Raw genomic sequence first — 18294 nt, 5'->3', positions numbered from 1 at the left:
TTTTGCCCCGATAAAGATAATCCCGGTGGCGACTCGATCCGCTGCCGCCGGGAGGATTTTGTCCGCGGATCGAAACCGTCAATGAAGAAGGAGTTTCCCCATGTTCTGGATCAAGCAGATCGTGGTCGGCGACGGCGAGCGCGGCCTGCTGTACCGCAACCGTCGCTTCGAGCGCGTGCTGGCGCCCGGCGTGTACCGGGTGTTCGACCCGCGCAACCGCGTGGCCGTGACCGTGCACCCACTGGTCCGCCCGGAGTACGCCGGCAGCGATGCCGAGGTGCTGATGGCGCGGATCGATGGCCCGCTGGCCGAGCACTTCGTGCTCGCCGACATCGGCACCGACCAGGTCGGTCTGGTGCTGAAGAACGGCAAGCTGGAAGACGTGCTGGCACCGGGCACCCGGAGGCTGTACTGGAAGGGCCTGGTGGCGGTCGAGGTGGTGACGGTATCGCTGGTCGACTCGCTGCGGGTGGATCCGCGCGTGGCCGAGCGCCTGCGTCAGTTGGGCGTGCTGGCCAAGGTGGCGGTGACGGTGGACGTGCCGACCGAGTCGGCCGGCCTGCTGTTCGTCGACAGCACCCTGGTCGAGACGCTGGCGCCCGGCGCGTACGCGTTCTGGAACTTCCGCAGGAATGTCTCGCTGGAGGTGATCGACCTGCGCGTGCAGTCGCTGGAGGTGTCGGGCCAGGAATTGCTGACCCGCGACAAGGTGAGCCTGCGGGTGAACCTGGCCGCCAGCCTGCGCGTGACCGATCCGGTCGCCGCGCGCACCAAGGTGGCCAAGTACGGCGACTACGTCTACCGCGAACTGCAGTACGGCCTGCGCAAGGCGGTCTCGGCCAAGACGCTGGACGAGCTGCTCGGCGACAAGGCCTCGCTGGACGCGGACATCTTTGCCTACGCGCGTGGTCGCGTGGTCGAGCTGGGCATCGAGGTACTCGGTGTCGGGGTGAAGGACGTGATCCTGCCGGGCGAGATGAAGGACATCCTCAACAGCGTGGTGCAGGCGGAGAAGGCGGCCCAGGCCAACGTGATCCGTCGTCGCGAGGAGTCGAACGCCACGCGTTCGCTGCTCAACACCGCCCGCCTGATCGAGGAGAGCCCGGTGCTGATGCGCCTGAAGGAGCTCGAGGCGCTGGAAAAGGTCACCGAGAAGATCGACAAGCTGACCGTGTTCGGTGGCCTGGACGGCGTGCTGAAGCAGTTGGTGAGTCTGAAGACGTAGGCCACATGGCGGAGCGCTTCCTTGCCGTCGCCCCAGCGAACGCTGGGGCCCAGCGACTTTCTCCCGAGCTTGACGGGACAGGCACTGGATCCCAGCGTGCGCTGGGATGACGGTGAGGAGGCGCCTTGCTTCACCGAAGGAATGGAAAAGATGAGCAATCAACACTACGAATGGCTCCACGCCGAAGGCAGCACCACGCCGATCAAGGGCTGGGTGCACGGCGTGCCGCTGGAAGACCAGGCCAGGCAGCAGCTGCGGAACATCGCCACGCTGCCCTTCGTCGGGCCGTGGGTCGCGGTGATGCCGGACGTGCACCTGGGCAAGGGTGCCACCGTGGGATCGGTGGTGCCGACCCAGGGCGCGATCATCCCGGCGGCGGTCGGCGTGGACATCGGCTGCGGCATGGCCGCGGTGCGTACCACGCTGAGCGCCAAGGACCTGCCGGACAACCTGGCCCAGCTGCGTTCGAGCATCGAGCGCGGCGTGCCGGTCGGCAACGGCCGCGGCGGCGATCACCACCGCCTGCCGGACAGCATCCACACGCGGCTGGTCGAGTCGGGCCTGGCCGCGCGACTGGAAATGGTCAAGGCGAAGCACCGCAAGATCCGTACCGACAAGGTCGATAGGCAGCTGGGCACGCTCGGCGGCGGCAACCACTTCATCGAGGTCTGCCTCGATGAGTCGGACGCCGTGTGGGTGATGCTGCACTCCGGTTCGCGCGGCACCGGCAACCTGATCGGCAGCTACTTCATCGAGCAGGCCCGGCAGGAGCTGGGCAAGCGCGTGCTGGGCTACCACGTGCCGGACAAGGATCTCGCCTTCTTCATGGAGGGCGAGCCGCTGTTCGACGACTACGTCGAGGCAGTGTCCTGGGCGCAGGACTACGCCCGCGCCAACCGCGAGGCCATGATGGCCCGCGTGCTGGCCGAGATGCGCCACCGCCTGCCGAAGTTCCAGCTCGCCGCGATGGCGGTGAACTGCCATCACAACTACGTGCAGAAGGAGACGCACGGCGGGCAGGAGTTGCTGGTCACCCGCAAGGGCGCGGTAAGCGCCCGCGAAGGGGAGCTCGGCATCATCCCGGGCTCGATGGGCACGCGCAGCTACATCGTGCGCGGCAAGGGCAACCCGGACAGCTTCCACAGCTGCAGCCACGGCGCCGGCCGCGTGATGAGCCGTACCGCCGCGCGTCAGCAGATCACCCTGGCCCAGCACCGCGAGGCCACGGCGCACGTGGAATGCCGCAAGGACGCGGCGGTGATCGACGAGTCGCCGGCGGCGTACAAGTCGATCGACGCGGTGATGGCCGCCCAGACCGACCTGGTCGAGGTGGTGCACACGCTGCGCCAGGTGCTGTGCGTGAAGGGCTGACCGGCCCACGGGCAAGACCGGACGCCGTCCCGCGAGGGGCGGCGTTTTTTTACGCGGCGACCCAGCCACCGCGGCGCGCGATGCGCCGGGCCATCCACGCCATCGCGCCGGCCCGCACCGCCATGAAGCCGAGGAACGCCAGCCACAGCCCGTGGTTGCCCAGCGGATGCAGGACAACCGCCATCGCCAGAAACGCCGCGCCGGCGAACAGCATGGTGTCGCGCATCTCGCGGGCACGGGTGGCGCCGACGAACAGCCCGTCGAGCAGATAACTCCACACCCCGACCAGCGGCAGCACCGCGAGGTAGGGCAGGTAGGCGTAGGCCACCGCACGGACCGGCGCGATGTCGGTCTGCAGGTCGACGAACAGGCGCCCGCCGACGGCGAAGAGCACGGCGAACGCCAGGCTGCCGAGCAGCGACCAGCCGCCGGCGACCACCAGCGCGCGGCGCAGCGCAGACCCGTCGCTGGCGCCCACGGCGTGGCCGGCCAGCGCTTCCACCGCATTGGCCAGCCCGTCCAGCGCGAAGGCGGCGACCATCAACCCGTTCAGCAGCAGCGCATTGGCGGCAACCACCGTGTCGCCCAGCCGCGTGCCCAGCACGGTGACGGCGAAGAACACGCCCTGCAGCGCCAGGCTGCGGACCAGGATGTCGCGGTTGACCCCGAGCAGCGGCCGCCAGGCGGCCCAGCGACGCAGCACCGACGGATGCAGCTGGCCAGGGAAGCGTGTCAGCTGGCCGCGAATCGCGGCCAGCCCGGCCAGCGTGCCCAGCCACTCGCCACAGGCCGAAGCGGCCGCGATACCGGGTACGCCCCAGCGCAGCCCCAGCACGAAGATGAGGTTCAGCACGATGTTCGCGAGGTTGGTCAGCACCGTCACCCGCAGTGCCAGCCGTGGCCGGTGCATGCCCAGGAACCAGCCGGCCAGCGCCGCGTTCATCAGCGCGGCGGGCAAGCCGAGCAGGCGGATGTGCAGGTAGTCGCGCGCCAGCACGCCCAGCGTGGCGGAGGGCTTCATCAGGTGCAGCAGCGGGCCGAGCAGGGGCAGCGCGAGCAGCCACGTGGCCAGCGCCAGGCCGGCCGCCAGCGCCAGGGCCTGCGCCAGCAACTGGCGCAGCGCATCGCCGTCGCGGCGCCCACCGGCCTGGGCGGCGAAGCCGATGGTGCCCATCCGCAGGAAGCCGAAGATCCAGATCGGCAGCCCGTACACCGCGCTGCCCACCGCCACCGCGCCGAGCTGGCCGGCGTGGGCGAGGTGGCCGGCCACGGTACTGTCCACCAGCGCCACCAGCGGCACGGTGAGGTTGGAAGCGATCATCGGCGCGGCCAGCGCCCACACCTTTCGATGGGTCGGACGGTCGCGCCAGTCGGAAAGCCATCGGGACATGCGGTGGACGGTGGCAGGCGGAGTGGCCATTGTTCCACGCGGACGTGCCCCTCACGGCCCGGTGCGGGATAATCGCCGCTTTCCCGCGCCGCGCGGGGTCGTTGCGAAGCCAGCCGTGAAGAAGTCCGATTTCGATTTCCATCTCCCGTCCGAGCTGATTGCCCAGGCACCGTTGCCGGAGCGTTCGGCCAGCCGCCTGCTGCACCTGGACGCGGCCGTCGGCACGATGACGGACCGGATGTTCCGCGAGCTGCCCGACTTCCTGCGCCCGGGCGACCTGCTGGTGTTCAACGACACCCGCGTGCTGCCGGCGCGGCTGTACGGGCGCAAGGACACCGGCGGCGCGGTGGAGATCCTGATCGAGCGGGTCACCGGTGCGCACGAGGCGGTGGTGCAGCTGGGCGTGAGCAAGAAGCCGAAGGAGGGAGGGCGGATCGAGCTCGGCGATGGCAGCCACGCGGTGGTGCTGGGCCGCGAAGATGCGTTCTTCCGGCTGCGCTTCGAATCGCACGAGCCGCTGGAGAAGCTGTTGCACAAGCTCGGCGAGATGCCGCTGCCGCCGTACATCGAGCGCGGTGCCGACGACAGCGACCTGGAGCGCTACCAGACCGTCTACGCCCGCGAGCCGGGTGCCGTGGCCGCGCCGACGGCCGGCCTGCACTTCGACGAGGAGATGCTCGCGCGCCTGCGCGACATGGGCGTGCAGTCCGGCTACGTGACGCTTCATGTGGGCGCAGGCACGTTCCAGCCGGTGCGGGCCGACGACATCAAGGACCACCAGATGCACCGCGAGTGGCTCAATGTCGGCGCCCACCTGGTGGAACAGGTACGTCGCACGCGGGCGGCCGGCGGCCGGGTGATCGCGGTCGGCACCACCGTGGTGCGGGCACTGGAAAGCGCCAGCGTGGACGGCGAGCTGCACCCGTTCGCCGGCGAGACCCAGATCTTCATCTTCCCCGGCTACCGCTTTTCCAGCATCGACGGGTTGATCACCAATTTCCACCTGCCGCAGTCGACCCTGCTGATGCTGGTGTCGGCGCTGGCCGGGCGCGAGTTCATGCTGGCGGCCTATCGCCACGCGGTCGCCGAGCGCTACCGCTTCTTCTCCTACGGCGATGCCATGCTGATCCTGCCGCCGGTGCCCGAAGCGCTGCGCTGACGGAACGCTGACGCCGGACCCGTCGGGTTCGGCACGATGCCGTCGCGAAGTCGACGCGCGGGCTTTCCGGCGGGCGTCAAGAAACTGCCGCGACCGCCGCCATGGCGCATTCCCGTGCGGTTCGGTCCGCATGGCACGCCGTTTGCTAATTCCCCCTCGGAATGTCCCGCCCGGCGCGGGACCCGTCACATCCGCATCCATCCGAGGGCTACATGGACAACGACGCACCCGAATCTGCCAGCGCTCCGCCCAAGCCGAAGCGCGGCCGGCTGATCATCCTCATCATCGTCGCCTTGCTGGTGCTCGGTGGCGCGGGCGCCGGGTTGTACGCCGCCTTCGGACCCAAGCACGCGCCGGCGGACAAGTCCGCCGAGCAGGCCGCCGAGAAGAAGAAGCCCGAGCTGTTCCTGCCGCTGGATCCGGCCTTCGTGGTCAATTTCCGCGACGACCAGTCCGCGCGCTACCTGCAGGTGGGCGTGACCCTGATGAGCCACGAGCAGTCCGCCCTGGACGCTGCCAAGGAGGCCCAGCCGGTGATCCGCAATCAGCTGCTGCTGCTGTTCAGCGGCCAGAGCTACACGAGCCTGATCGATGCGGCCGGCAAGGAAAAGCTGCAGGCGCAGGCGCTGGCCGCGGTGCAGAAGATCGTGCAGGAGCGCACCGGCAAGCCGGGTATCGACGCCCTGTACTTCACCAGTTTCGTGATGCAGTGATCGACGGAGACCGGCGATGAGCGACCTGCTTTCCCAGGACGAGATCGATGCCCTCCTCAACGGCGTGGAGGGCGGCGCGGTCGAGACCGAGACCGACGAGCCGATGCCGCGCGATGCCGTCATCCAGTACGACTTCACCCAGCAGGACCGCATCGTGCGCGGCCGCCTGCCGACGCTGGAGATGGTCAACGACCGTTTCGCGCGCTACTTCCGCACCGGCGTGTTCAACGTGCTGCGCAAGACCTGCGAGGTCTCGGTGCTGGGCGTGAAGATGGTCAAGTTCGCCGAGTACGTGCACGGCCTGGCCGTGCCCAGCAACCTCAACCTGGTGCGGATCAAGCCGCTGCGCGGCACCGCGCTGGTGGTGATGGAGCCGCGGCTGGTGTTCACCGTGATCGACAACTTCTTCGGTGGCGACGGACGCTTCCATGCGCGCATCGAGGGTCGCGACTTCACCGCCACCGAGAACCGCGTGATCCAGATCATGCTGGTCGAGCTGTTCGCCGCCATGGTCGAGGCCTGGGCGCCGGTGCTGCCGCTGGAGTTCGAGTACCTCAACTCCGAGATCAACCCGCAGTTCGCCAACATCGTCAGCCCCACCGAGACGGTGGTGGTGTCGCGCTTCCACGTGGAGCTGGACGGCGGCGGCGGCGAGATCCACCTGACCCTGCCGTACGCCATGGTCGAGCCGATCCGCACCCTGCTCGACGCCGGCGTGCAGAGCGACCGCGTCGACCGCGACGACCGCTGGAGCGAGACCCTGCACGAGGAAATCCTCGACGCCGAGGTCGAGATCACCTCGCTGCTGCTGGAGACCGAGCTGGCGATCGGCGACTTCCTGCAACTGCGCCCGGGCGACGTGATCCCGGTGCAGATGCCTGACCTGACCACCGTATTCGCCGAGGACGTGCCGATCTTCCGCGGCCGCTACGGCCAGACCAACGGCCACAAGGCCGTGCGTTTCCAAGCCCCCGCCGGCCGCCGCGAGGCGCGCCTGAACAGTGATTTCTCCATGGAGCAGAACCCGTCATGAGCACCACGCCCGAAGCCGCCCAGGCCGCCGCCGAGCGCGTTCCGCTGGAAAACATGGACCACCACGACGTCAACCTCGACATGATCCTCGACGTGCCGGTCACGTTGGCGATGGAGGTCGGCCGCACCCGCATCAGCATCCGCAACCTGCTGCAGCTCAACCAGGGCTCGGTGGTGGAGCTGGACCGCGCCGCCGGCGAGCCGCTGGACGTGTTCGTCAACGGCACCCTGGTCGCCCACGGCGAGGTGGTGGTGATCAACGAGAAGTTCGGCATCCGCCTGACCGACGTGATCAGCCCCGCCGAGCGCGTGCGCAAGCTGCGCTGAGGCGGACCGCATCGTGCTCGCCCTCCTTGCCCAGGCCGCTCCGGCAGCGGCTGCCGCCGCCAACACCGCCACCGACTTCAATGTCGGCGCCGAGCTGTTGCGCGTGGTGCTCAGCCTGGCCGGCATCATCGGCCTGATCTTCGCCGCCGGCTGGCTCAGCAAGCGCCTGCAGGCGCGTACCGTGCCCGGCGGCCGGCGCATCCGCTGCGTGGAGACGCTGGCAGTCGGTGCTCGCGACCGCGTGCTGCTGCTCGAGGCCCACGGCAAGCGCCTGCTGGTCGGGGCCGGCCCGGGCGGGTTGCGCACCCTGCACGTGTTCGACGGCGAACTGCCGCCGCCGGAAGAGGCCGCCACGCCGGCCGCCCCGGTGCCCGGCTTCGCCGAGCTGCTCCATCGCTGGAAGCGCACGCCATGATCGCGTCGCGCCTCTCCCTCCGTCTCTCGCAGCTGGTGCTGCTGCTGGTCCTGGCCCTGCTGCCGCTGGTCGGCCACGCCGCGCCGCAGTCCGCACCGGCCGCGGCCCCCTCGACGTCGGCGATCAGCATGCCGACCCTGCCGTCCGCCACGGGCGCCGGCATCCCGGTGCTCACCGTGAAGACCGCTCCGGGCGGCGGCCAGAACTGGACGCTGTCGCTGCAGGTGCTGGCACTGATGACGGTGCTGACCCTGCTGCCGGCGGTGCTGCTGATGATGACCTCGTTCACCCGGATCATCATCGTGCTCGGCTTCCTGCGCCAGGCGCTGGGCACCCAGTCCACGCCGCCGAACCAGGTGCTGCTCGGACTGGCGCTGTTCCTGACCCTGTTCGTGATGTCGCCGGTGCTGAACAAGTCCTACGTCGACGGCGTGAAGCCGTACATGGACGGCCAGCTCACCGCCGAGCAGGCGCTGCCGGCGGCCACCGCGCCGTTCAAGCGCTTCATGCTCGACCAGACCCGTGACGCCGACCTGCAGATGTTCACCCATCTGGCCGGCGACCAGCCCTACGCCAGCAAGGACGCCGTGCCGCTGCGCGTGGCGATGCCGGCGTTCGTCACCTCGGAGCTCAAGACCGCCTTCCAGATGGGCTTCCTGCTGTTCATTCCGTTCCTGATCATCGACCTGGTGGTGGCCAGCGTGCTGATGTCGATGGGCATGATGATGGTCTCGCCGATGATCATCTCGCTGCCCTTCAAGATCATGCTGTTCGTGCTGGTCGACGGCTGGACGCTGCTCATCGGCACCCTGGCGGGGAGCTTCTACACATGACGCCCGCCCGCCATCGACGCCCCGTAGGAGCCCGCTCGCGGGCGATGCTCTCCAAAGGCCTCCCCCTCTCTCCAACCCTCTTCCCCGGCGTGGCCAGGGGAGAAGGAGCGAAGCTGCCATGACGCCCGAATCGGTCATCCAGTTCGGCCAGCACGCGCTGTACGTCGCCATGCTGGTCGCCGCACCGCTGCTGCTCACCGCGCTGGCCGTCGGCCTGCTGATCGGTGTGATCCAGGCCGCCACCCAGATCAACGAGATGACGCTGAGCTTCATTCCGAAGCTGATCGCGATGGCCGCGGTGGCGCTGATCACCGGCCCGTGGATGCTGCGCACCCTGGTGCGCTTCACGCATGACCTGATCACCGGCCTGCCCGGGGCGATCAAGTGACCGAGGTCGACCTGGCCCAGCTGCAGCAGTGGGTCGGCTCGCTGCTGTGGGCGCTGGGCCGGGTCGGCGGGCTGGTGCTGGTGGCGCCGGTGTTCGGTAACCCCATGTTGCCGGCGCGCATCCGTGTCGGCGTCACCGTGATGCTCACGCTGGTGCTTTCGCCGCTGTCGCCGGCCGCGGTCGATCCGCTGTCCGCCGCGGGCGTGGGCACGATGGTCGGCCAGGTGCTGATCGGCGCGGCGATCGGCTTCGTGCTGCGGCTGGTGTTCGAGGCGGTGACCTTCGGCGGCCAGCTGGTGGCGCAGAGCATGAGCCTGGGCTTCTCCGAGGTGGTGAACCCCGAGGGCGGCGGCAGCACGCCATCGCTGAGCCAGCTCTACATGATCCTGGTGACCCTGATCTTCCTGGCGATGAACGGCCACCTGCAGCTGGTCGCGCTGCTGGCCGAGAGCTTCCGCACGCTACCGCCGGGGCACGGCATCCTGGGGCCCGACGCGCTGCATGCGGTGGTGATGTTCGGCACCCAGCTGTTCGCTGGCGCCGTGCGCGTGGCGCTGCCGGCGGTGACCTCGCTGCTGGTGGTGAACATCGGCTTTGCCGCGATCAGCCGCGCCGCGCCGTCGATGAACCTGTTCGCGGTGGGGTTTCCGATCACCGTCACGCTGGGCATGGTGGTGCTGTGGCTGTCGCTGCGCAGCCTGCCCGGTGCCTTCGAATCGTTGACCGACAAGGCCTGGTCGCTGATGGGCGATCTGGCGAGGGGCGCGCCGTGAGCGAAGAGAGCAGCGCCGAAGACCGCACCGAACAACCTTCCGAAAAACGCCTCAAGGAAGCGCGCGAAAAAGGCGACGTTCCGCGATCGCGCGACCTGTCCGGCGCCCTGGTGGTGCTGGCCGGCGTGGCCGCGCTGATGGCCACCGCGCCGTCGGCGATGGGCCATGCCCGCGCGATCTATGGCCTGGGCCTGCATTACAGCCGCGACGCGCTGTTCTCCGAAGCCTTGCCCGGCCGGGCGCTGCACGAGGCGTTGAGCGAGGCGCTGGCGATGTTCGCGCCGGTGGCGATCGCCACGGTGCTGGCCACGGTGGCCGGCCCGATCCTGCTCGGTGGCCTCAACTTCAGCGCCGAGGCGCTGCAGCCGAAGTTCGAGCGGATGGACCCGATCGCCGGCCTGGGCCGGATCTTCGCCATGCGAGGCCTGGTGGAACTGGGCAAGGCGCTGGTCAAGCTGGCGCTGATCGGTTTCGCGCTGGTGCTGCTTTTACGTCACTGGGAAGGCGAATTATTGACGACCGGCCGTGGTGACGTCGGCTTCGGCATCGCCTCCGCGATCGGCCTGCTGGGCCGCGCCGCGCTCACCTTCGGAGTGATCCTGGGACTGATCGGCGGCTTCGACGCGCTGTACCAGCGCTTCGACCACAACAAGCGCCTGCGCATGACCAAGCAGGAGCTGAAGGACGAGGCCAAGGAGACCGAGGGCAACCCCGAGCTCAAGGGCCGCATCCGCCAGGTGCAGTACCAGATGGCGCAGCGCCGGATGATGCAGGACCTGCCCACCGCCGACGTCGTGGTGACCAACCCGACCCACTTCGCGGTGGCCCTGAAATACGACGAAAACCGCTTCGGCGCGCCCCGCGTGATCGCCAAGGGCGTGGACGTGATGGCCCAGCAGATCCGCGCCGTGGCGAGCGGTCACCGCATTCCGCTGGTCGAGGCGCCGCCGTTGGCACGCGCTTTGTATGCAACGACCGAGCTGGGCCGGGAAATCCCCGCGTCGCTGTATGTCGCGGTGGCGCAGATCCTGGCCTACGTCTACCAGCTGAAGACGGCAACCACGCGGGGCGACGCCCCGCCGAAGCCGCCCCAGCCGGACATCGATCCGGACCTGATGGGTCCATACAAGCTCTAGGGATACGCGCATGGCCACCGTCGCACTCGATAACCTCAAGCAGATCGGACGACGTGGCATAGGGGCACCGGTGATCCTGCTGGCGGCGCTGGCGATGATCATGCTGCCGCTGCCGCCGTTCCTGCTGGACATGCTGTTCAGCTTCAACATCGCGCTGTCGCTGGTGATCCTGCTGGCGGTGATCTACGTGATGCGGCCGCTGGAGTTCGCGGCCTTTCCGACCGTGGTGCTGATGGCCACGCTGCTGCGCCTGGCGCTGAACATCGCCTCCACCCGCGTGGTGCTGATGCATGGCCACGACGGCCCCGGCGCCGCCGGCAAGGTGATCGAGGCGTTCGGCGAGTTCGTCATCGGCGGCAACTTCGCGGTCGGCCTGGTGGTGTTCGCGATCCTCACCATCATCAACTTCGTGGTGGTCACCAAGGGCGCCACCCGCGTGTCGGAAGTGACGGCCCGCTTCACCCTGGACGCGATGCCCGGCAAGCAGATGGCGATCGACGCCGACCTCAACGCCGGCCTCTTGACCCAGGAGCAGGCGCGCGAGCGCCGCCAGGAAGTGCGCGAGGAGGCGGACTTCTACGGTTCGATGGACGGTGCGTCGAAGTTCGTCCGCGGCGACGCCACCGCCGGCATCCTGATCCTGATCATCAACATCGTCGGCGGCTTCTTCGTCGGCGTGCTGCAGCACGGCCTGTCGGCCAGCGAGGCGGCCAGGACCTACACCCTGCTGACCATCGGCGACGGCCTGGTGGCGCAGGTGCCCTCGCTGATGCTGTCGATCGCCGCCGCGGTGATCGTCACCCGCGTGTCCAAGGCGCAGGACATGGGCAAGCAGCTGGTGTCGCAGATCTTCGGCCAGCCGCGCGCGCTGGCGGTGGCCGGCGCGGTGCTGGGCGTCATGGGCCTGGTGCCGGGCATGCCGAACATCGCCTTCCTGCTGCTCGCCTGCACCTGCGGCGCGGCGGCGTGGCTGATGCTCCGGCGCGAGCGCGATGCCGCCGCCCGCGTGGCGCAGCAGGCCGCCGAGGTGCCGGCCCCGGCCGCCCCCGCCGAGCGCCTGGAGCTGGGTTGGGAGGATGTGGCCAGCGTCGATCCGCTGGGCCTGGAAGTGGGCTACCGTCTGATCCCGCTGGTGGACACCCACCAGGGCGGCGAGCTGATGGGGCGGATCAAGTCGGTGCGCCGCAAGCTCTCGCAGGAACTGGGCTTCCTGGTGCCGCCGGTGCACATCCGCGACAACCTGGACCTGGGCCCCAACACCTACCGCATCACCCTGATGGGCGTGCCGATGGGCGAGGCCGAGGTGCACACCGAGCGCCTGCTCGCGATCAACCCCGGCCAGGTGCACGGGCAGGTGCCCGGCATCGCCACCCGCGACCCGGCGTTCGGGCTGGAGGCGGTGTGGATCGAGCAGGGCCAGCGCGACAACGCGCAGTCGCTCGGCTACACGGTGGTCGATCCGGCCACCGTGGTCGCCACCCACCTGTCGCATATCCTGGGCAACCACGCCCACGAGCTGCTCAGCCACCAGGACGTGCAGCAGCTGCTCGACCGTCTGGCGCAGAGCGCGCCGAAGCTGGTGGAAGACCTGGTGCCCAAGCGCCTGCCGCTGGGCACGGTGGTCAAGGTGCTGCAGAACCTGCTGGCCGAGCGGGTGCCGATCCGCAACATGCGCTCGATCGTCGAATCGTTGGCGGAGCACGCCAGCCAGAGTCAGGATCCCGGCGTCCTCACCTCCGCCGTCCGCGTCACCCTGGGCCGGCAGATCGTGCAGGAGATCACCGGGCTGGGCACCGAGGTGCCGGTCATCACGCTGGCGCCGGAACTGGAGCAGATCCTCACCCAGTCGCTCACCGGCAGCGGCGGCACCGGCGCCGCGGTGGAGCCGGGCCTGGCCGACCGCCTGCAGCAGGGCGTGGCCGAGGCCGCGCGCAAGCAGGAAATGAGCGGCGAACCGGCCGTGCTGCTCGTTTCGCCGCCGCTGCGGCCGTGGCTCGCGCGCTTCACCCGCCACGTGGCACAGAACCTGCACGTACTCGCTTACAACGAGGTGCCTGACAACCGCCGGGTGCGGCTGGTGCAGGCGCTGGGACGCTGAGCGAGGAATCCGACATGAGCACTGACCGAGACGTCACGAGCGAGCCGAACGCGGGTCACCGCGGTCCGGCCGCGCAGGACTGGCACCGCGTGGCGGGTCATCCCGCCGGGATCCTCGTCCTGACCGACACCCCGGTTCGCCGCGCCGCCACCCGTGCGCCGGCGCCGGTCCTTCGGCCTTCGCCGCGGAGCAAGCACGCATGAAGATCAAACGTTTCGTCGCCGCGGACATGCGCCAGGCCATGCGCCTGGTGCGCGAGGAGCAGGGCCCGGATGCGGTGATCCTGTCGACCCGCCGCCTGCCCGAAGGCATCGAGATCATCGCCGCGCTGGACTACGACGAGGCGCTGGTGCGCGAGGCCGCCCGTCACGGCGCGCCGCCGTCCGGCGACGTGGCGCCGACGCCGGAAGTCAAACTGCCGACGCCGGCCGAACACGTGCCGGCCGCCCGTCACGGTCGCCTCGGCCGTCGCCTGCTGCAGGACACCCCGGAGCCGACCGCCGAGGCAACGCCCGCCGCCGCTGCGCCGGCCGATCGGCTGCAGCCGGCATCCCGGCCGGCGGCGCCGACGCGTCCCTATGGTGAGGATGTAGCGGAGGACACCGTGGCCCTGTCGCAGGCGGTCCGCCGCGCCCCGGTTCCGCCGGCCGCGCCCGCATCGAATGCCTCGAACGCCTCGAACGCCCCGGCGCGCATCGCCATGCCGGTGGCGCGTCGCAGCGCCGCCCCGGTGACCGCGGAGACTGCGCCGGCGCCGAAGCCTGCCGCGGCGATCCCGTCGGCCCCGGCTCCGGTCCCCGCCCCCGCGCCGGCCGAGGCGAAGGCCGCCGCGAACGAGGCCCCGACCGTGCACCCGGCGATCGAGCGCGCCATGCAGGACACCGCGCGCATGCGCGCCGAGCTGGGCTTCCTGCGCGAGATGCTGGAAATGCAGCTGTCCAGCCTGGCCTGGAACGACATGGAGCGCCGCCACCCGCTGCGCGCCCGCGTGCTGCGTGAACTCACCCGCCTGGGCATCGATGCCGACGTCGCCCGCAAGCTCGCCGACGACCTGCCCGAACAGATCAGCGCCGAACAGGCGCGCTACCTGCCGCTGGGCATGCTCAGCCGCAGCGTGGCGATCAGCGGTCGCGGCGACAGCGATGGCGGGATGACCGCCCTGGTCGGTCCGACCGGCGTGGGCAAGACCACGACGATTGCCAAACTCGCCGCCAGGGCGGTAGTGCGTCACGGCGCCGCCAACGTGGCGCTGGTCAGCACCGACCACTACCGCATCGGCGCCGCCGCCCAGCTGGAGCACTACGGCCGCCTGATGGGCGTGCGCGTGTACCCGGCCGACGACGCGGCGAGCCTGCGCCAGGTGCTGGAGATGTTGAAGGGCAAGCACACCGTGCTGATCGACACCGCCGGCGTGTCCGGCACCGATCCGCGGCTGGAGCAGCAGATGGACGTGCTCAACGAGGTCGCCCACAGCGACGGCATCGCGCTGCGCATCTCGCTGGTGCTGGCGGCCAATTCGCAGTCGCAGTCGCTGGAGGAATCGGTGCGCGCCTACATGCCGCTGGAGCCGGCCAGCGTGGTGCTGACCAAGCTCGACGAGGCGCCGAACCTCGGTGGTGCGCTGTCGGTGCTGATCCGCCACAGGCTGCCGCTGGACTACACCACCGACGGCCAGCGCGTGCCGGAGGACCTCGCCGTGGCCGACGCCCGCGTGCTGGTGCTGCGCGCCGCACACGCGCTGAAGACCGTCGCGCCACCGCTGGACGACGGCATGCTGGCCGAGCGCTTCGGTTTCCAGGTGGCCCACGCATGAGCGCGTTGTCCACCCTCAACGACTTTTCCGGCGCCGCGGCGGTTGCGCACGCGCCTTCCATGAATCAGGCCTGGGGACTCAAGCAGATGGTTTCGTCGATCACCGACACCGGCATCGTCACCCCCGACCATGGTGTCGGGACGCAGGCGGCCAATCTCGATCGGCGCACTTCCGGCCACCGCTGCCGCACCATCGCCGTATGCGGCGGCAAGGGCGGCGTGGGCAAGACCACCGTGGCGGTGAACCTGGGCATGACCCTGGCGATGATGGGGCGCGACACGCTGCTGCTGGACGCCGACGTGGGCCTGGCCAACGTCGACGTGCTGCTCGGCCTGGCGCCCTCGCGCCACCTCGGCCACATGCTCGACGGCCAGTGCAGCCTGCAGGACCTGGTGATGGAGGCGCCGCACGGGCTGAAGGTGATCCCCGCCGGCTCCGGCGCGCGCCGGCTGGCGCAGATGGGCTCGGGCGAGCAGGCGGCGGTGATCCGCGCCTTCGACGAGCTGCCGCAGGTACCGGATTTCCTGCTGGTGGACACCGCCGCCGGCATTTCCGATTCGGTGTCGATGTTCGCCGCCGCGGCCGACGACGTGCTGCTGGTGGTGTGCGACGAGCCGGCCTCGATCACCGACGCCTATGCGATGGCCAAGGTGCTCAGCCGGGATTTCGGGGTGAAGCGGCTGCACATGGTGGCCAACATGGTGCGCAACCTGGGCGAGGCCCGCGCGCTGCACCAGAAGCTCGCCCGGGTGACCGACCGGTTCCTCGATGTGATGCTGGATTTCATGGGTTGGGTGCCGCAGGACGAGCGTCTGCGCCAGGCCATCCGCCGCCAGAACGCGGTGGTGGACATGGCGCCGGGCAGCCGTTCGTCACAGGCATTCAAGCAATTGGCAGGTGCGGCCGATACATGGGCAGAACCCGATCGTCAGGGGCTCGGCCGCATCGCTTTCTTCAGTGGTCAGGCTGCACCGGCGACGGGGTGGTGAGATGAGCGTGGCAACGGAATATCTGCAACTTCAACGGCAAAGCGCCGACGAACTGGTGAAAACGCATGCGCCGCTGGTCAGGCGCATCGCCTATCACCTGATGGGGCGACTACCCCCGAGCGTCGACGTGGGCGATCTCATCCAGGCGGGCATGATCGGCCTGCTGGAGGCGGCGCGTAATTACGCGACGGATCGCTCGGCCAGCTTCGAGACGTATGCGGGTATCCGCATCCGTGGCGCGATGCTCGACGAGTTGCGACGGACCGACTGGACCCCGCGCTCGGTTCACCGCAAGGCGCGTGAAGTCGCCGACGTGGTGCGCCAGGTCGAGATCGAGACCGGTGCGGACGCCGACGATGCGGAGGTCATGAAGCGACTGGGCATGACCGCCGACGAGTACCACCAGGTGCTGGCCGATGCCGCCAGCGCCCGGTTGCTGAGCCTCACGGCGCCGGATGACGGCGACGGAAGCCCGGCGATGGACGTGGCCGATGCCAGTGGCCTCGGTCCGGCGGAGGGACTGGAGCAGCAGGGCATGCGCCAGGCGTTGATCGATGCGATCACCACCCTGCCGGAACGCGAGCAACTGGTGATGTCGCTGTACTACGAGCAGGAACTCAACCTGAAAGAGATTGGCGCGGTGCTTGGCGTCACCGAGTCGCGGGTCTGCCAGATCCACGGCCAGGCCATCATCCGGTTGCGCGCGCGCATGACCGGATGGCGGGACGACGACTGAGCAACGCACGGAAACACTAGGGCTGGCGCACGACCGCGAGGCGTGCAAGTGGAGACGGGCTTGAACAAGAACATGAAAATCCTGGTGGTGGACGACTTTTCCACCATGCGGCGCATCGTGAGGAACCTCCTCGTGGAACTCGGCTTCGCCGGCAACCTGATCCAGGAAGCCGACGACGGCGAGGCGGCCATCGCGATGCTCAAGGCCCAGCCATTCGACATGGTGGTGACCGACTGGAACATGCCGAACATGACCGGCATCGACCTGCTGCGCGCGATCCGCGCCGAGCCCACGCTCAAGACCATGCCGGTGCTGATGGTCACGGCGGAAAACAACCGCGACCAGATCATCGCCGCCGCGCAGGCCGGCGTGAACGGCTACATCGTCAAGCCGTTCACCGCCGCCACGCTGGAGGAAAAACTCACCAAGATCTTCGAGCGGCTGGCTGCCGCAGGAGCAGCCGCATGAGCGCCCAACTTTCCCTGACCCGCGAGACCCTGCCGGACGAGCTGCACCAGCTGCTGACCAGCCCGGACGGCCCTGCGTTCGAACACGCGCTCGACTCCCTCGTGCGCCAGCGCGAGCAGAAACTGTTCCGCGCGCTGGGCGTGCTCGCCCGCGACCTGCACGACGCGGTCAGCCGCCTCGGCGGCGACCTGGTGCAGGACGGCTATCCGGACAACGTCACCGACGCGCGCAAGCACCTGCAGGACGTGCTGGAGATGAGCTCGCAGGCGGCCCACCGCACCATCGACTTCGCCGAGCGCATGCGCCCGGAGGCCGAGTCGCTGGCCAGCGGCGCCAAGGCCATGCTGGAGGCCTCCGGCGAGTCCTCGCCCGCGCCGGTGGTGGCGCTGGCGCAACAGGCTACCGAGTTCGCCGAGCACTGCACGGCCGGTCTCAACGACATGGTGATGGCGCAGTCCTGGCAGGATCTTTCCGGCCAGCGCATCAAGAAAGTGGTCGGATTCATCAGCTCGGTGGAGTCGGCCATGATCGAACTGGTGCGGCTCACCGGTGCGCTGTCCGGGCGCGAGACCGAAGAAGCGGTCGAGAAGATCAACAGCCAGGACGAGGCCGACCGCCTGCTCAGCGAATTCGGCTTCTGAGGCGCACATGATGCCGATGCCGCCCTTGCCGCGACGTCCGACCGCCGCCACGGCGGGGGGCGAAGCGATGCGCCCGTCGGGGAGGGAGATCTAGATGGATCCCTCCTTCGATGCCGAATTGCGCGACGACTTCCTGGTCGAAGCCGGTGAGCTGGTCGAGCGTCTCGGCGAGCAGCTGGTGGACCTGGAGTCGACGCCGCAGGATGCCGAGCTGCTCAACGCGGTGTTCCGCGCGTTCCACACCGTCAAGGGCGGCGCCGGCTTCCTCAGTGTCGAGCCGATGGTGCAGCTGTGCCATCACGCCGAGGATCTGCTCAACGCCGCCCGCAATGGCGCGCTGCTGATCGATCCGCCGCGGATGGACGCGCTGCTCGAGGCGCTGGACCTGCTGCAGGCGATGATGGCCGCGCTGGCCGCGGGCCAATCGATGGACATGCCGCCGGCCGACCTGCTGGCGCGTCTGACGCCCGGCACCGCGAAGCCCGCCCCGGCGCCCACGCCCAAGCCGGTCGCGCCGCCGCCGCAGGCGGGTGACGGCACCATCGACGACAGCGAGTTCGAGGCCCTGCTCGATTCGCTTTATGGCACTGCCGCGCCCGGCGCGGTGACGCCCGAACCGGTCGCTGCCGCGCCGTCCGGCAGCATCGGCGATGACGAGTTCGAAGCCCTGCTGGACCAGTTGCACGGTGGCGCCGTCCCGGGGGGGCAACCGCCCGCCGCTGCCGCGGCCCCGGCGACCGCCTCCGGCGCGATCAACGACGACGAGTTCGAGGCGCTGCTCGATTCG

19 protein-coding genes are annotated in these 18294 nt (G+C 69.4%); 18 read left to right on the top strand and 1 reads right to left on the bottom strand.

What is annotated here, in order from left to right:
• Positions 1-100: 100 nt before the first annotated feature.
• Positions 101-1225 (top strand): slipin family protein, encoded by a 1125-nt coding sequence (locus C693_RS0117635; RefSeq protein WP_017463609.1) that lies wholly within the window; start codon positions 101-103, stop codon positions 1223-1225.
• A 150-nt stretch (positions 1226-1375) separates the two neighbouring features.
• Positions 1376-2596 carry an RtcB family protein gene (locus C693_RS0117630; protein WP_017463608.1) on the top strand — a complete coding sequence of 407 codons (1221 nt, stop codon included), beginning with the start codon at positions 1376-1378 and terminating at the stop codon, positions 2594-2596.
• A 49-nt stretch (positions 2597-2645) separates the two neighbouring features.
• Here C693_RS0117630 and C693_RS0117625 read toward each other — a convergent pair whose 3' ends face one another.
• Positions 2646-3986, bottom strand: coding sequence for an MATE family efflux transporter (locus C693_RS0117625; RefSeq protein ID WP_017463607.1), 1341 nt, complete (start codon positions 3984-3986; stop codon positions 2646-2648).
• Between the two features lie 115 nt (positions 3987-4101).
• Here C693_RS0117625 and queA point away from each other — a divergent pair, with 115 nt between their 5' ends.
• The 16 genes from queA to C693_RS0117540 form a co-directional block, all read left to right on the top strand.
• Complete coding sequence (gene queA, locus C693_RS0117620) at positions 4102-5145, top strand: tRNA preQ1(34) S-adenosylmethionine ribosyltransferase-isomerase QueA (RefSeq protein WP_017463606.1); 1044 nt, start codon at positions 4102-4104, stop codon at positions 5143-5145.
• A 212-nt stretch (positions 5146-5357) separates the two neighbouring features.
• Positions 5358-5858 (top strand): flagellar basal body-associated FliL family protein, encoded by a 501-nt coding sequence (locus C693_RS0117615; protein WP_017463605.1) that lies wholly within the window; start codon positions 5358-5360, stop codon positions 5856-5858.
• Between the two features lie 16 nt (positions 5859-5874).
• A complete protein-coding gene (fliM, locus tag C693_RS0117610) occupies positions 5875-6891 on the top strand; it encodes a flagellar motor switch protein FliM (protein ID WP_017463604.1) in 1017 nt (338 codons plus the stop codon).
• Positions 6892-6944: 53 nt separating this feature from the next.
• Positions 6945-7217 (top strand): flagellar motor switch protein FliN, encoded by a 273-nt coding sequence (gene fliN, locus C693_RS0117605; RefSeq protein WP_236886551.1) that lies wholly within the window; start codon positions 6945-6947, stop codon positions 7215-7217.
• Between the two features lie 13 nt (positions 7218-7230).
• Entirely contained in the window at positions 7231-7632 is a 402-nt protein-coding gene (fliO, locus tag C693_RS0117600; protein ID WP_017463602.1) for a flagellar biosynthetic protein FliO, read from the top strand.
• Positions 7629-8465 (top strand): flagellar type III secretion system pore protein FliP, encoded by an 837-nt coding sequence (fliP, locus tag C693_RS0117595; protein WP_017463601.1) that lies wholly within the window; start codon positions 7629-7631, stop codon positions 8463-8465. The genes fliO and fliP overlap by 4 nt, the downstream gene beginning before the upstream one ends.
• Positions 8466-8583: 118 nt before the next feature.
• Positions 8584-8853 (top strand): flagellar biosynthesis protein FliQ, encoded by a 270-nt coding sequence (gene fliQ / locus C693_RS0117590; protein WP_017463600.1) that lies wholly within the window; start codon positions 8584-8586, stop codon positions 8851-8853.
• The gene (gene fliR / locus C693_RS0117585) at positions 8850-9626 is read left to right on the top strand and encodes a flagellar biosynthetic protein FliR (protein ID WP_017463599.1); all 777 of its coding nucleotides are present in this window, start codon (positions 8850-8852) and stop codon (positions 9624-9626) included. The genes fliQ and fliR overlap by 4 nt, the downstream gene beginning before the upstream one ends.
• On the top strand, positions 9623-10762 hold the full coding sequence (gene flhB / locus C693_RS0117580) for a flagellar biosynthesis protein FlhB (RefSeq protein WP_017463598.1): 1140 nt from the start codon (positions 9623-9625) through the stop codon (positions 10760-10762). The genes fliR and flhB overlap by 4 nt, the downstream gene beginning before the upstream one ends.
• 10 nt (positions 10763-10772) lie before the next feature.
• The gene (gene flhA / locus C693_RS0117575) at positions 10773-12860 is read left to right on the top strand and encodes a flagellar biosynthesis protein FlhA (protein ID WP_017463597.1); all 2088 of its coding nucleotides are present in this window, start codon (positions 10773-10775) and stop codon (positions 12858-12860) included.
• 199 nt (positions 12861-13059) lie between these two features.
• Positions 13060-14673, top strand: a complete 1614-nt coding sequence (gene flhF, locus C693_RS0117565) for a flagellar biosynthesis protein FlhF (protein ID WP_017463595.1) — start codon at positions 13060-13062, stop codon at positions 14671-14673.
• A complete protein-coding gene (locus C693_RS0117560) occupies positions 14670-15662 on the top strand; it encodes a MinD/ParA family protein (protein WP_017463594.1) in 993 nt (330 codons plus the stop codon). The genes flhF and C693_RS0117560 overlap by 4 nt, the downstream gene beginning before the upstream one ends.
• A gap of 1 nt (position 15663) precedes the next feature.
• A complete protein-coding gene (locus tag C693_RS0117555; RefSeq protein WP_017463593.1) occupies positions 15664-16398 on the top strand; it encodes an RNA polymerase sigma factor FliA in 735 nt (244 codons plus the stop codon).
• 60 nt (positions 16399-16458) lie between these two features.
• On the top strand, positions 16459-16866 hold the full coding sequence (cheY, locus tag C693_RS0117550) for a chemotaxis response regulator CheY (RefSeq protein WP_017463592.1): 408 nt from the start codon (positions 16459-16461) through the stop codon (positions 16864-16866).
• The gene (locus tag C693_RS0117545; protein ID WP_017463591.1) at positions 16863-17507 is read left to right on the top strand and encodes a protein phosphatase CheZ; all 645 of its coding nucleotides are present in this window, start codon (positions 16863-16865) and stop codon (positions 17505-17507) included. Before cheY ends, C693_RS0117545 begins: the two co-directional genes overlap by 4 nt.
• 94 nt (positions 17508-17601) lie before the next feature.
• A partial coding sequence (locus C693_RS0117540; protein WP_026107525.1) for an Hpt domain-containing protein occupies positions 17602-18294 on the top strand: 693 nt, incomplete at its 3' end.

The organism is Dyella ginsengisoli LA-4, assembly GCF_000334915.1.
GTDB lineage: Bacteria > Pseudomonadota > Gammaproteobacteria > Xanthomonadales > Rhodanobacteraceae > Dyella_A > Dyella_A ginsengisoli_A.
Note: the sequence above shows the minus strand (reverse complement) of the source record. Positions and strands in the feature narration are given on the sequence as shown.